At 71.1% G+C, this 14273-nt stretch carries 13 protein-coding genes; 2 read left to right on the top strand and 11 right to left on the bottom strand.

Features of this window, described 5'->3' with window-relative positions; genetic code table 11:
• Window positions 1-8: 8 nt before the first annotated feature.
• The gene (locus tag Cba03nite_RS32325) at window positions 9-386 is read left to right on the top strand and encodes a nuclear transport factor 2 family protein (RefSeq protein ID WP_203754539.1); all 378 of its coding nucleotides are present in this window, start codon (window positions 9-11) and stop codon (window positions 384-386) included.
• Window positions 387-396: 10 nt separating this feature from the next.
• Here the strand turns inward: Cba03nite_RS32325 and Cba03nite_RS32320 are convergent, their stop codons facing one another.
• Window positions 397-765: a winged helix-turn-helix transcriptional regulator gene (locus tag Cba03nite_RS32320; RefSeq protein WP_239126174.1), complete on the bottom strand. Its 369-nt coding sequence runs from the start codon at window positions 763-765 to the stop codon at window positions 397-399.
• Window positions 766-871: 106 nt separating this feature from the next.
• Here Cba03nite_RS32320 and Cba03nite_RS32315 point away from each other — a divergent pair, with 106 nt between their 5' ends.
• Window positions 872-1726, top strand: coding sequence for an NAD(P)H-binding protein (locus Cba03nite_RS32315; protein WP_203754533.1), 855 nt, complete (start codon window positions 872-874; stop codon window positions 1724-1726).
• A 6-nt stretch (window positions 1727-1732) separates the two neighbouring features.
• Here the strand turns inward: Cba03nite_RS32315 and Cba03nite_RS32310 are convergent, their stop codons facing one another.
• From Cba03nite_RS32310 to Cba03nite_RS32265, 10 genes are all read right to left on the bottom strand, one after another.
• The gene (locus tag Cba03nite_RS32310) at window positions 1733-2527 is read right to left on the bottom strand and encodes a pseudouridine synthase (protein ID WP_346113461.1); all 795 of its coding nucleotides are present in this window, start codon (window positions 2525-2527) and stop codon (window positions 1733-1735) included.
• Window positions 2514-3920, bottom strand: coding sequence for an SMC-Scp complex subunit ScpB (gene scpB, locus Cba03nite_RS32305; protein WP_346113463.1), 1407 nt, complete (start codon window positions 3918-3920; stop codon window positions 2514-2516). Before scpB ends, Cba03nite_RS32310 begins: the two co-directional genes overlap by 14 nt.
• Entirely contained in the window at window positions 3913-4908 is a 996-nt protein-coding gene (locus Cba03nite_RS32300) for a segregation and condensation protein A (protein WP_203754737.1), read from the bottom strand. The genes scpB and Cba03nite_RS32300 overlap by 8 nt, the downstream gene beginning before the upstream one ends.
• 66 nt (window positions 4909-4974) lie before the next feature.
• On the bottom strand, window positions 4975-5904 hold the full coding sequence (locus Cba03nite_RS32295; protein WP_203754527.1) for a ParA family protein: 930 nt from the start codon (window positions 5902-5904) through the stop codon (window positions 4975-4977).
• A 253-nt stretch (window positions 5905-6157) separates the two neighbouring features.
• Entirely contained in the window at window positions 6158-7270 is a 1113-nt protein-coding gene (ald, locus tag Cba03nite_RS32290) for an alanine dehydrogenase (RefSeq protein ID WP_203754524.1), read from the bottom strand.
• Window positions 7271-7487: 217 nt separating this feature from the next.
• Entirely contained in the window at window positions 7488-8090 is a 603-nt protein-coding gene (locus Cba03nite_RS32285; protein ID WP_239126173.1) for an NUDIX domain-containing protein, read from the bottom strand.
• Between the two features lie 14 nt (window positions 8091-8104).
• Window positions 8105-8728 (bottom strand): hypothetical protein, encoded by a 624-nt coding sequence (locus Cba03nite_RS32280; RefSeq protein ID WP_203754521.1) that lies wholly within the window; start codon window positions 8726-8728, stop codon window positions 8105-8107.
• Complete coding sequence (locus Cba03nite_RS32275) at window positions 8728-10137, bottom strand: AAA family ATPase (protein WP_203754518.1); 1410 nt, start codon at window positions 10135-10137, stop codon at window positions 8728-8730. The genes Cba03nite_RS32280 and Cba03nite_RS32275 overlap by 1 nt, the downstream gene beginning before the upstream one ends.
• A 111-nt stretch (window positions 10138-10248) precedes the next feature.
• Window positions 10249-11943 (bottom strand): CTP synthase, encoded by a 1695-nt coding sequence (gene pyrG, locus Cba03nite_RS32270; protein WP_203754515.1) that lies wholly within the window; start codon window positions 11941-11943, stop codon window positions 10249-10251.
• A 40-nt stretch (window positions 11944-11983) separates the two neighbouring features.
• Window positions 11984-14239, bottom strand: coding sequence for a hypothetical protein (locus tag Cba03nite_RS32265; protein WP_203754512.1), 2256 nt, complete (start codon window positions 14237-14239; stop codon window positions 11984-11986).
• Between the last annotated feature and the right edge of the window lie 34 nt (window positions 14240-14273).

Genomic DNA, 14273 nt, shown 5'->3' with positions numbered 1-14273 from the left:
TGCCCGGCATGGAACCGAAGCAGGTCGTGCTCGCCCTCTGGGACCGTATGCAGGCACGCGACTGGACCGGCCTCGCCGAACTGCTCGCGGCGGACGTGGTCGTCGAGTGGCCGGTCAGCGCCGAGCGGATCGTGGGCCGGGCGAACTACGTGGCCGTCAACGCGGAGTACCCGGAGGGCTGGTCGATCCGGGTACTGCGGGTCGTGACCGACGGCGCGTCGGTGGTGTCCGAGGTGGAGGTGCCGCACGAGTCGATGGGCGTGCACCGCGCGGTGTCGTTCTGGACCGTGCTGGACGGCCGCATCGTCGCCGCCCGCGAGTACTGGACGCAGCCCGGTGCCGACCCGTCCCCGCAGTGGCGGGCCGCCTACGTCGAGGCGCTGTAGCGGCGCGCGGTCAGCCGGACTGCCTGGCCGCGTCGTAGCGGGCGCGGGCCTGCCGTACGTCGTCCATGCGCTCGTGTGTCCACGCGCCGAGCGCCCGCACCTGCACCGCCGCCTCCCGGCCCAGGTCGGTCAGGGAGTAGTCCACACGGGGCGGGATCACCGGCTTGGCGTCGCGGTGCACCATGCCGTCGCGTTCGAGGGTCTGCAGCGTCTGGGTGAGCATCTTCTCGCTGACCCGGCCGACGGCGCGCCGCAACTCGCCGAACCGGCGCGGGCCCTCCAGCAGCTCGATCAGCACGAGCACGCCCCAGCGGCTGGTGATGTGCTCCAGCACGAGCCGGTAGGGGCACAGCGCCTCGGCGGAGTGATTGCTGCTCACGACACTTACCGTCATACCAGTACCTTACTTCGAAGTGGGTACTGATCAAACGGTTAGCTACGGCCTAGGGTGGAGAGCGTAACCGTTTGACAGGGAGATTTCCGTTATGAGTATCTTCGTCACCGGGGCGTCCGGCCAGCTGGGCCGCCTCGTCGTCGAGGGCCTGCTGGCCCGGGTACCCGCTGACCAGGTCACCGCCGTGGTGCGAGACCGGGCGAAGGCCGCACCGCTGGCCGAGCGGGGCGTACGGGTGCACGTCGCCGACTACGACGTCCCTGAGACGTTCGCCGGACTGTTCGGCCCCGGCGACCGGGTGCTGCTCGTGTCCGGCAGCGAGCTGGGCAAGGACCGGGTGGCCCAGCACCGGGCCGTGATCGACGCGGCCGCCGTGGCGGGGGTGGCGCTGCTGGCGTACACGAGCGCGCCGGGCAGCCTCACCGCCGCGCTGGCCGACGACCACCGGGCCACTGAGCGCGTGGTCCTGGACTCGGGGCTGCCGTACACGCTGCTGCGCAACAACTGGTACCACGAGGTGATCACCGGCGGACTGGGTCCGGTGCTGGCGCACGGCGCCGTGGTGCAGGCGGCCGGGGACGGGCGGACCGCCTCCGCGTCGCGCGCCGACTACGCGGCGGCGGCCGTCGCCGTGCTGACCGGCGACGGCCACCAGAACAGGACCTACGAGCTCAACGGCGACACCGCGTGGAGCTACGCGGAGTACGCCGCAGAGCTGAGCCGGCAGACCGGCCGGGAGATCGCGTACAACGACGTGACGCCCGAGATCTACGAGGCCATCCTCGTCCGCGCGGGCCTGCCCGAGCCGCTCGCGGTGGTTCTCGCCGAGGTCGACGTGTCGGTGTCCAAGGGCGAGCTGGCCGGGGCCGGGGACGACCTGTCCCGGCTGATCGGCCGCCCGACCACCCCGCTGGCCGACGCCGTGGCGGCGGCCCTGCGGGGCTGAGCGCGGTCAGTCCTCGTACGCCTCGGTCTCCTCGACCTCCGCCTGGCCGCGGCCCTTCCGCTCAGTGATCTTGAACAGGGCCGCCACCTCGCCGGCGTTCAGCCGGCGGTGGCGGCCCGCCTTCAGGTCGCCCAGCTTGATCGGGCCGATGGCGGTACGCACCAGCCGCTGCACCGGGAAGCCGACGTGGTCGAACATGCGCCGCACGATCCGGTTGCGCCCCTCGTGCAGCACCACCTCGATCAGCGCCTGCTTGTCGATCGCCTGCTTGAGCCGGTAGTCGTCGAGCCGGGCGAGGCCGTCCTCCAGCTGCACCCCGGCCATCAGCTCGCGGCCGACCACGCGCGGCAGCGGCCCGACGACCTCCACCAGGTACGTCTTCGGCACCTCGTAGGACGGGTGCATCAGCTTGTGGGCGAGCCCGCCGTCGTTGGTCAGCAGCAGCAGGCCCTCGGAGTCGGCGTCGAGCCGGCCCACGTGGTAGACGCGGGTGCTCAGGTTGCCGAGGTAGTCGGCGACCGCCTCGCGGCCCTTGTCGTCCGCCATCGTCGACACCACGCCGCGCGGCTTGTTCATGGCCAGGTAGACCAGGTTCGCGTCGGTGACGACGCGCTGCCCGTCCACGTGGATCACGTCGCTGACCGGGTCGGCCTTGTCGCCGAGCTTGGCGACCTTCCCGTTGACGGTGACCCGCCGCGCCGCGATCAGCTCCTCGCTGGCCCGGCGCGAGGCCACCCCGGCTTGAGCGAGGATCTTCTGCAGCCGCTCGGCGCCCTCGGTCATGGCATCAGCGCTGCTCATCGGCGATCTCCTCGACATTGTCTGGCAGGAACGGGGCTAGCGGGGGAAGCTGCTCGACCGAGTCCAGGCCGAGCTTCTCCAGGAACAGGCTGGTCGTGCGGTAGAGGTGCGCGCCGGACTCGGGCTCGGTGCCGCACTCCTCGATCATGCCGCGGGTGACCAGGGTGCGGATCACGCCGTCGCAGTTGACCCCGCGGATGGCGGAGATCCGCGAGCGGGTGACCGGCTGCTTGTACGCGACCACGGCCAGCGTCTCCAGCGACGCCTGGGTGAGCCGCAGCTGCTGCCCGTCCAGCACGAAGCGCTCGACGTACGGCGCGTACGCGGCCCGGGTGTACAGGCGCCAGCCGCCGGCGGCCCGGCGCAGGTCGAAGCCCCGGTTCTGGCGGGTGTAGGTCGCCGACAGGTCGATCAGCGTGCCCGCGACCAGCTCGGCGGGCACCTCCAGCACCTCGGCCAGGGTGATCTCGCTGACCGGCTCGTCGACGACCAGCAGGATCGCCTCCAGCGCGGGGATCAGCTCGGCCTCGTCCAGTCCGGGCGGCGGCGCGGCGAGCTGCGACGCGGCGACGGCCACGGCCGCCTCCCCGCTGTCGTCCAGCCCGTCCACGTCGAAGCGCTCGGTGTCGGCGGCTCCCAGCGCCTCGGCCAGCTCCTCGACCGCCGCCTCCTGCACCGCCGCGTCGCCGCTCTCCGCACCGGCGGCGTCCTCGACGGTCACGAACTCCGCGACCTCGGCGGGCGCCTGCTCGGACGGCTCGTCGCCCGTCGTCACCGCCGTGTCCGCAGGCTCGGTCAGCTCATCCTCCGGAGCCGCCGCCGTGTCCGCAGCGGGCTCAGGAAGTTCCTCCGTCGCCGGCGTGTCCGCGGCAGACTCCGGATCCGCCGCCGTGTCGGCCACGGGCTCGTCACGTTCGCCGGACGTCAGCACCACACCAGTGGGCGGCTCGGCGATCAGCCCGGCGGGCGCAGCGGACTCGGCCGCGGCCACGGCAGGCTCGTCCACCGGCTCGTCGGCTACCGGCGCGAAGGATTCGTCCGCGGCGTCGGACGCCACCACCGGCTCAGCCGCTTCGGCCTGGGTCGGCCGGGCCGCATACCCGTGCTCCTCGACGGCCTCGGGCTCGTCGTGCACGGCGGTCTCGGCCGGGTCCAGCGGACCGGCAAGGTCCTCCGGCCCGCACTCGACGGAGTCAGCCGCGTCGTCCTCGACGTCAGCCTCGGCGTCCGGGGCAGCCGCAGCTGCCTGCGGCTCTTCCTGCTCCCCGTTAAGAAGGTGCCCTTCCTCTACGTTTTCCGTTAAGAAGGTGCCCTTGCTTTCTTCGGTGGGGGTGCGGGCCCATGGGGGGACCCAGGCCGCGGCCTGTTGTTCCAGCGACTCGTGGTCAGTCATCTTCGTTCTCCCCCAACTCGCCAGGCTCCCCCGCGTCGTCCCCGTCCGCGTCGTCGGAGTCCGTGTCGTCCTCGTCCGTACCGTCGCCGTCTGTGTCGTCGGCGTCCGGCGAGTCGGCGTCGCGGGCCTGTTCGGCGGCCATCGCGCGCTTGGCGTCGTCGTCGCCGTCGTAGTCGTCGACCGCCAGCTCGCCGCCGGCCGCGTCGCCGCCGGTCCAGGACACGATCAGCTCGCCGAGCGCCTGCTCCTGGTCGAAAGCGACCAGGCCCTCCCGGTACAGCTCCAGCAGGGCCAGGAAGCGGGCCACCACTTCCAGGGTGTTCTCGCAGTCCTCGGTGAGCTCACGGAACGTGGCGCGGCCCAGCTCGAACAGGCGGGCGCGCAGCATCTCGGCGTGCTCGCGCACGCTGACGCGAATCTGGTGGATGTGCGCGACGGAGACGGTCGGCGGGGCGGCCTTGGGCAGGAACGCCTTGAGCGCGAGCTTGGCCAGCCGGTCCGGCCCGATGCCGAGCACCAGGTCCGGCAGCGCCTCGGCGTACTGCGCCTCCAGCGCCACCGACCGGGGCCAGCGCTTGGCGCCGTTGACCTCCAGGTCGGCGATGAACGCGGCGGCCTGCTTGAACGCGCGGTACTGCAGGAGCCGGGCGAAGAGCAGGTCGCGGGCCTCCAGCAGGGCGAGGTCCTCCTCGCTCTCCACCTGGGCGGCGGGCAGCAGCCGGGCGGCCTTCAGGTCGAGCAGGGTGGCGGCGATGACCAGGAACTCGCTGGCCTCGTCGAGGTCCCAGTCCTTGCCCATGGCGCGGATGTGCGCGATGAAGTCGTCGGTGACCCGGTGCAGCGCCACCTCGGTGACGTCGAGCTTGTGCTTGCCGATGAGCTGCAGGAGCAGGTCGAACGGGCCCTCGAAGTTGGTGAGCCGCACGGTGAAGCGGCCTGAACCGGACGGTTCAGCCGACTGCTCGCCGGCCTGCTCGGCCGTCACCACGGGATCGCTCACGTCGCACAGTATCCCAGCAGCTCAGTTCGCGACCGCAGGCCGGTCGGCCACTGATCAGCGACGGGCGGCCTCAGCCGCGATCACTTCGCGCGCGAGCTGCCGGTAGTTGCGGGCGCCCGAGGAGGCGGGATCCAGGGACGTGATCGGCGCCCCGGCCACGGTCGACTCCGGGAACTTGACCGTTTTGGTGATCACGGTCTGGTACACCTTGTCGCCGAACGCCTCGACGACGCGCTGCAGCACCTGGCGGCAGTGCGTGGTGCGGCTGTCGTACATCGTGGCGAGGATGCCCTCGAGTTCCAGGTCGAAGTTGAGCCGCTCGCGGACCTTGTCGATGGTGTCCAGCAGCAGGGCCACACCGCGCAGGCTGAAGAACTCGCACTCCAGCGGGATGAGCACGCCGTGCGCGACGGTCAGCGCGTTGATGGCGAGCAGGCCCAGCGAAGGCTGGCAGTCGATCAGGATGTAGTCGTACTCCTTGCGCACCGTCTTCAGCACGCGGGCCAGCGCCATCTCGCGGGCGACCTCGTTGACGAGCTGGATCTCGGCGGCCGACAGGTCGATGTTGGCGGGCATCAGGTGCAGCCCGGCGACGTCGGTCTTGATGATGACGTCCTCGGCGGTCACGTCGTCCTGCATGAGCAGGTTGTAGACGGACAGGTCGAGGTTGTGGGGGTTGACGCCCAGGCCCACCGACAGCGCGCCCTGTGGGTCGAAGTCGACCAGGAGCACCTTGCGGCCGTACTCCGCGAGCGCCGCGCCCAGGTTGATCGTGGTGGTCGTCTTGCCGACGCCGCCCTTCTGGTTCGCCATGGCGATGATCCGGGCGGGCCCGTGCCGGTCGGTCGGCATCGGCTCCGGGATCTCCTTGCGCGCGGTGTAGGCAGACGGATCCGCCGGACCCAGGTCAGCCCCGAGGTCCATCGCGGACTGTTGTGCCCGCAGCGTCGAGGTCCATGCCTCTGCGCGCCCGTTGCCTGCCATCTCCGCTACGCCCTTCCCGACGACATCCGTCCGGCCGGATGAGGCGCCGTCGTGAGTGGGCCATCAGCTCCCCGACCGGCCGCATGCGTGTCGTCGTCGTCCGACTGTACGTCACCGACGTGGTCGGCGTACCGCCACGCCTCGGCGTGTCTTCACGATCCAGCACGGGCCCGGTCATCGCAAGCGGGCGCCCGGCTCGTGATACACCGATGCCGACGGTGCGCGGGCACCGTCGGCATCGGGAAACAGCAGGTCAGAGCAGCGAGTCGACGTCCACGGCGGTGAGGCCGTGCGCCTCGGCCACCGGGCCGTAGGTGATCTCGCCGGCGTGCGTGTTCAGGCCCAGCTTCAGGGCCGGGTCGCGGCGCAGCGCCTCGCGCCAGCCGTGGTTGGCCAGCTCCACCGCGTACGGCAGGGTCACGTTGGTCAGCGCGTAGGTGCTGGTGTGCGGGACCGCGCCGGGCATGTTGGCGACGCAGTAGAAGACCGACTCGTGCACCTTGTAGACCGGGTTGGCGTGGGTGGTCGGGTGCGAGTCCTCGAAGCAGCCGCCCTGGTCGATCGAGATGTCGACGAGCACGCTGCCCGGCTTCATCCGGGACACCAGCTCGTTGCTGACCAGGGTCGGGGCCTTGGCGCCCGGCACCAGCACGGCACCGACGACCAGGTCGGCCTCCAGCACGGCGCGCTCCAGCTCGAAGGCGTTGGACATCACGGTGCGCACCTGGCCGTGGAACAGCTGGTCCACCTCGCGCAGCTTCTTGATGTTCTTGTCCAGCACGGTGACCTCGAAGGCCAGGCCGTGGGCGATGGTGGCGGCGTTGAGGCCGGAGACGCCCGCGCCGATGACGACGGCCTTGGCCGGGCGCACGCCGGGCACGCCGCCGGGCAGCACGCCCCGGCCGCCCGCGAAGCGCATCAGGTGGTACGCGCCGACCTGCGGGGCAAGCCGGCCCGCGACCTCGCTCATCGGGGCGAGCAGCGGCAGGTGGTGGTCCGCGGTCTCGACGGTCTCGTACGCGATGCCGGTGACCTTCTGGGTCATCAGCGCGTCGGTGCACTCCTTGGACGCGGCCAGGTGCAGGTAGGTGAAGAGCACCTGCCCCTCGCGCATGCGGTGGTACTCCTCGGCGATGGGCTCCTTGACCTTCAGGATCAGCTCCGCGTCGGCCCAAACCTCGTCGGCGGTGGCCAGGATCTGCGCGCCCGCCGCCGTGTACTCCTCGTCCGTGATGGACGAGCCGAGCCCGGCGCCGGTCTCGATGACGACGTCGTGGCCGTTGCGGACGAACTCGTGCACGCCCGCCGGGGTGATCGCCACCCGATACTCGTGGTTCTTGACCTCGCGGGGGATACCGACCTTCACGACTGCACCTTCCTCGATCCTGCGCTGCGGGAGCGCCCACGGCGCCGTTGCCGCAGGTCTACCCCCCGCGGCGGCAGTCTAGGCCCGGCAAACGGACCAAAGCCCCGACAGGATGCAAGCTGATGGTTCACCGGCTTGACACAGTGTCAGGCGCCCCTACTGCCGCCCTGCGGTACCCCCAAGGATAGTGCCGAATCGGAAATTTGCCGCTTACCGGTCAGGCCGAGGCCGGCAGCGGGGCGTCGGCGGGGCGCAGGTGCTTGAAGCCGGTGTCCCGGGCGCGCGCGGCGGCGAGCAGCCCGCCCACGGCGGGGCCGTTGGCGATCCGGCCGTCGAACACCATGTCCAGCGCCTCGTCCAGCGGGACCAGCTCGACCCGCATGTCCGCCTCCTCCTCGGTGCGCACGTGGCGCTCGTGCTCGGGCACCGCGGTCAGCTCCCGGGCCAAGAAGATCCGGATCAGCTCGTCAGAGCAGCCGGGCGTGGTGAACATGTCCACCAGCAGGTCGATCCGGCCCGCGACCAGGTCGGCCTCCTCGGCCAGCTCGCGCTGCGCCGCCGCGGCCAGGCCCTCGCCCTGCACGTCGATCAGGCCCGCGGGCAGCTCCCACAGGTAACGCGCCACCGGGTGCCGGTACTGCCGGACCAGCACCACCCGGTCCTGGTCGTCCAGGGCGACCACGCCCACCGCGCCGACGTGGCGCACCACGTCGCGCGGCGCGACCTCGCCGCCGGGCATGCGGACCCGGTCGGTGGCGACCCGGAAGATCCGCCCGGCGTAGCGCTCGGTGCTGTCGACGACCTCGTAATCAAACGTCACTCGCGGAGGATACGTCAGCCGAGAGCGGCGAAGGCGTTCTGCAGATCGTCGACGAATGTGCGCCAGGACGGCAGATGCTGGACGGCACCGTTGTGGTCGAGCCGCTCCAGTAGCTGCCGCCGCTGGTGGGAGAAGCCTCGCTGGAAGATCGTGCGCTTGCGGCCGGTCAGACCCGAAGCCGCCACCAAGGCCTCGCGCAGGACAGCCTTGGGATCCGCGATGCGCTCTGCCTCCCGCGGGCCAGGCAGCCCCAGCGACATCCGACCGCCTGGGTTTCCCGCAACTGACCGGATAGCGACCTCGTCCAGGACCAGCCACGCCTCGGTCATCTTCACCGGCACCACCGCGACGTGCGGACATTCCGGTACGGCGATCTCGACCGCCTCTCGAATCTCCTGTTCGCGCTCACGCCGGTCGACGTTGTCACTGTCGCGGTGGACGACCACGAGATCGAAGGTGGCCCCCAGGGTCATGACGGCTTCGAGCTTGCCCCGGACGGTGCGATCCTTGAGCGGGAGGAGGCCGAGATCCGGGACGGTGAGGGCCACGTCGAGTCCACAACCCTCGGCGATCCGCTCGACGTGAACGGCGATGCCCTCATCACTGGTCCCCTCGCCGAGAAAGAGGATCCGGTGCATCAGAAGCCGTCCAACGTCAGCTGAGCACCGACCGGCGCAGCGAGGTAGGGAAGAATGTCCGCCTTCGAGATGGCGAGCTCAGGTGTCGTCTTGGCTCGCCACGTGTCACGCATGGGCCGTAGAACCAGCCCTCGTGCACGGCTGCCGTCGGGCGCTGTTCTACGCATCGACGTCGCGAACAAGAGGTCGTCCGGCGAGGTCAGCTGAACCACCCAAGGCGAATGGGTATTGATGATCACTTGCCGGAAGGGGTTGTCCTTCCCCGGTGCCATCGACGTGTCGACTGCCAGGTCTTGGACGACTCGGACCATCGAGCCGATGTTCGCGGGGTGAATTCCGTTCTCCGGCTCCTCCATACAGAGCAGGCCCTGCACAGACGAGTCTTCGAGCAGTACGCACAGGGCTAGGAACCGCAGCGTGCCCTCGGACAGGCTCCGAGCAGGCAGTCGGAACCCGTCCCGCTCCTGCAGGTAGACCGTCAGCAACTCCCTGACGTCGTCCGCGACCACCTCAAGGCCCTGCACCGACACGCCCGAGAGCTCGGCGAGCCTGGTGGCGACGCTGGCATAGATCTTTCGAGGATCGGCGTCCGCAGCCAGCGCGGCGACCCGGTAAAGCGCCCCCGCGAGATGCCGCCCGTCGGCACCCATCTCTCGCGGATCGACATAGCGATCCGACGTCCTCAGCGCGGACGGCTCCAGGGCAAGCCGCCGCCACGACTGCATTTCCCGACGAGCCGCCAGGATCGTCTGGTCGTCGCTGCTCGTGATCGTGCTCACCACGGTCGCCGGAGCGCGCGACGCGGCTGCCGGCCGAGGACGTCCTCGACTACCGGCATCCTGATGGATGCTGATGACCGGCTCGCCATCCTCGACCGTCGTGGAGATGAACGCCTTCCCGGCCCGCCTTCCAAACACGACGCTGGACCGGAAGTCCTTGGCGCTGTGCGGGAATGCCAGGCGTCCGGCCGCGTCGCCCTGGTTGATGTGCCGCAGCTCCTCATGCAGAAGCCTGAGCCGTCCCAGCTTTTCAGCCCCCTTGGGAGGCTGGTATCCGATGGCGAGTTCGTACCTCAGGAATGAGATCGTGGGTGCCGCCAGGCGACCGAAGTCGTCCTCCACCTCAGCCGGAACAATCATCTCGGCCGCGAACGACATCCTGTGTTCGGCAGCCCCGTAGCCGTTCCAGAACAGATCCCGCGGGTCGCCCAGCCGTTCTCCGTGAACGCCGCGGACCTGCTGAGCGGCTTCCATCATCGACATGTCGGCGAGCATGCTGAGGAACTGCAGGGCGTCGAAGATGTTGGACTTGCCGGTGCCGTTCTCGCCCGCGATACAGGTGAATGCGCCGAAGTCAGCGCTGAAGTTCAACAGATTCTTGAATCCGTCGACCTCAAGCCGCGTGAGCATGGCCGCTCCCCCGCCTCAAACAGACATTCGCCAGTACTGACGTAGCTTAATCACATAAGGGCTGCTGCCGGAGGTCGGGACCTCCGGCAGCAGCCCTTATGCAGACTGGACTCAGCTGGTCGCCGCCGCCGCAGGAGCGCCCACCGGCAGCTGGTCCGCTTGAGCATAGGCGATCGCCGCACCGACCAGCCCCGAGAAGAGCGGGTGCGGGTGCGTCGGGCGGCTCTTCAACTCCGGGTGCGCCTGGGTGGCCACGAAGTACGGGTGCAGCTCGCGGTCCAGCTCCACGAACTCGACCAGCCTGCCGTCCGGCGAGGTGCCGGAGACCTGCAGCCCGGCCTTGGCCAGCGCGGCGCGGTACGCGTTGTTGACCTCGTACCGGTGCCGGTGCCGCTCGCTGACCTCGGTGCCGCCGTACACCTCGGCCACGATCGAGCCGGGCGTGAGCTTCGCCGGGTACGCGCCCAGGCGCATGGTGCCGCCTAGGTCGCCCTTGCCCGCGACGATGTCCTCCTGGTCGGCCATCGTCGAGATGATCGGGTCCGGGGTGCGCTCGTCGAACTCCAGCGAGCTGGCCTTGGCGATGCCGGCCGCGTGCCGGGCCACCTCGATGGCCATCGTCTGCAGGCCCAGGCACAGGCCCAGGGTCGGGATGCGGTTCTCGCGGGCGTACTTGACCGCGCCGATCTTGCCCTCGATGCCGCGCACGCCGAAGCCGCCCGGGATGACCACGCCGTCGACGTGCGCGAGCGCCTTGGCCGCGCCCTCGGCGCTCTGGCAGTCGTCGCTGGGCACCCACTTCAGCTTGATCTTGGCGCGGTGGCCGAAGCCGGCCGCACGGATCGCCTCGGACACCGACAGGTACGCGTCGGGCAGGTCGATGTACTTGCCGACCAGCGCGATGGTGACCTCGTGCACCGGGTGGTGCACCCGCTCCAGCAGGTCGTCCCACGCGGTCCAGTCCACGTCCCGGAACGACAGGCCCAGGCGGCGCACCACGTACGCGTCCAGGCCCTCGCGGTGCAGCACCTTCGGGATGTCGTAGATGCTCGGCGCGTCCGGGGCGGACACGACCGCCTCGGCGTCGACGTCGCAGTACAGGGCGAGCTTGCTCTTCATGCTCGCCGGGATCTCCCGGTCGGAGCGGCACACCAGCGCGTCGGGCTGGATGCCGATGTTGCGCAGGGCCGCCACCGAGTGCTGGGTGGGCTTGGTCTTCAGCTCACCCGACGGCGCCAGGTACGGCACCAGCGACACGTGCAGGTAGAAGCAGTTGTCCCGGCCCACGTCGTGCCGGATCTGCCGGATCGACTCCAGGAACGGCAGCGACTCGATGTCGCCGACCGTGCCGCCGACCTCGGTGATCACCACGTCCGGCGTGCGGCCCTGCTCGTCCGGCTCGGCCATGGCCCGGATCCGGGCCTTGATCTCGTTGGTGATGTGCGGGATGACCTGGACGGTGTCGCCCAGGTACTCGCCGCGCCGCTCCTTGGCGATGACCGCGGAGTAGATCTGCCCCGTGGTCACGTTGGCCTTGGCCGACAGGTCCCGGTTGAGGAATCGCTCGTAGTGCCCGACGTCGAGGTCGGTCTCGGCACCGTCTTCGGTGACGAACACCTCGCCGTGCTGGAACGGGTTCATGGTGCCCGGATCCACGTTGAGGTACGGATCGAGCTTCTGCATGACCACCCGCAGACCACGAGCGGTGAGAAGATTGCCGAGGCTGGAGGCGGTGAGTCCCTTGCCCAGCGAGGAGGCCACGCCTCCGGTGACGAAAATATGTTTGGTCGTCCGCGCTGCTACCACGGGGTTTCACCCTAACACGGCCGTCGCGTTCATCCGGGGGCTACGTCGCCGAAACCGTCTTCGGGGTGTCGGCGCTCACCGCGGCGGGCTCCTCGGCCACCCGGACCGGTGCGGGTGAGGGCTCCTCGACGACCCGGGCGCGCTCGGCGGCGGGCTCCTCGACCACGCGGGTACGGTCCGCGGCGTGTCCGAGGACCCGCATCGCACCCAGCGTGAGCACGGGCACCGCGATCGCGGCGGCGGCGCCGGCCACGTTCAGCGCCGCGCCGCCCAGCAGGCCGCCGACGATCGAGGCCAGGATGGTCCCGGCCACCGCGGCCCGGATCGGCGGGTAGATGCCGTACAGCCGCTTCAGGCCGCCCCACGGGCGCATCAGCACCACCCACAGGAACACCGCCGACACCAGCGCCAGCACGGTCAGCGGGCTGGTCACCAGCGCGACGCGGTTGGCGCCGCCGAGCCGGCTCAGGGTCGGCCCCGACGTGCCGTCCGACAGCTGGGTGAGGAAGCGGCCCAGGCTGCCCTGCTGCTCCACCGGCTGGCGTACGTCGACCAGCGCGAACACCACGGTGACCACGGCGCCCGCGGCCACCGCCCAGGCCAGCCGCCGGAACTTCAGGAAGCCGCCGGGGCACAGCGCCGCGGTGAGGCACACCCCGGCGGTGAGCGCCACCGCGCCGCCCGCGTCCGCGCCGAGCGCGGGAGTGCCCACCAGCAGCACGCCCGCCGCGCCGATCGCCGACACCAGCAGCGGCCGGTTGCGGTGCGGCACGAGGTAGCACAGCGTGCCCGCGGTGAGCAGCACGCCCGCGAAGAACACCCCCATGCCGACCATACCGATGCCCGAGTAGCGGGTGCCCTCCAGCGCCGAGTAGCCCGCGACGCCGTTGAGCTGGAGCCGGGCACCGGTGATCAGGTCCGCGCCGACCACCGTGGCAGCGATCGCGGCGACCATGCCGACTGGGCCGAGGGTACGCGTACGGAACAGCGGCAGCCGCACCGTGACGAAGGTGAGCAGCAACGTGATACCGGCCGTGACCAGTCCGAAGATCAGCCCGCGGCGGCCGAAGCGCCACCACGGCACGATGCCCGCGATGAGGGCGGCGGGCAGCGCCAGCGAGGCCCCGGTCAGCAGCACCTCCAGCAGGCTCACCAGCCGCTGCGGGGGCGGGGTGGGTCCCGTCGGCCCGGCGTGGCGGTAGCTGCGCCGCAGCAGCGGCACGACGGCCGCGAACAGGGCGATCTGCACCAGCGCGAGCAGCCAGAAGAACCAGGCGGAGACGTTGCGGGCGGCGGCGGCGCGCCGGTCGGCGTCCGCGCCCGCCGCGGTGGCCTGGCCCAGGTCGGCCGGGCGGCCGTCGGCCAGCGCCGCCGGGTGCCCCGCCATGATCTTCTTCGGCTGCTCGCGGCCCAGCAGGTCCAGCGCCGTCGGCGCCAGGTCGACCAGCTGCAGGTAGCCGGCGCGGCTGGTGGTGGCCGAGGTCAGGTAGCCGCCCTGCCAGCCCGGCCCGTCGGCGATCACGGCGTGCAGCCGCGAGCTGCGATCGGTGTCGGCGACGCCCGCCACCAGCAGCGTGGAGTTCTTCGGCCGGGCCGCCAGCACCTGCCCGAGCAGCCTGTCCACCGCGGCGGCCTGCTTGAGCCGCGCGGACGGGGTGCGCCCGTCGATCGCGCCCAGGTCCACGATGCTGAGCAGGCACTCGCTGAGCGCCTTGCGCGCGTCGGCGGCCGCGGGCAGCTTCGGGTGGTAGCGGTCGACCCGGCCGAACGAGCGGGCGGCGGCCACCGCCGCGCCCTCGCCCACCGCGGCCGTGCAGCGCACCGACTCGGCCAGCGCCCCGGGCACGGTGCCGTACGGCAGCTCGCGCTGGCGCTCCACCACCGCCTCCTGGTCGGGCAGGAACGCGCCGAACGCGTCCGGCTGCTCGATCGGCACGTTCAGCTTCGGGCACTGCTCGGCGAGGTCCGGGTCCTGCTGGCGGGCCTCGTCGGCGGGCTCGTCGCCGACACCGGTGCGGTCGGCGTAGTTGCCCGCGCCCAGCGTGAGCCAGCCGTCGCCCGGGCAGGTGGGCACGTGCGCGGAGCGCGTCGACAGGGAGCCGATGGAACCGCGCTCGGCCAAGCGCCACAGGTTCGGCGTGCGGTCCGCGTCGATGTCGTCCCAGCGCAGGCCGGCGGCCCCGGCAATGACGACGTAGTCGGCCTCGTCGTCCTCGGTGGGGGCGGCGGCGGCCGGGCCGGACAGGCCGGGCAGGGCCAGCCCGAGCAGCGCGAGCAGGGTCAGCCCGAGCGCCATGCCGAACACCCGGCGGGGAGCGGGACGGCGGGCG

The organism is Catellatospora bangladeshensis (assembly GCF_016862575.1).
GTDB classification, from domain to species: Bacteria; Actinomycetota; Actinomycetes; order Mycobacteriales; family Micromonosporaceae; genus Catellatospora; species Catellatospora bangladeshensis.
The sequence above is the reverse complement of the archived record's forward strand: the minus strand, read 5'-3'. Positions and strand labels throughout refer to the sequence as shown.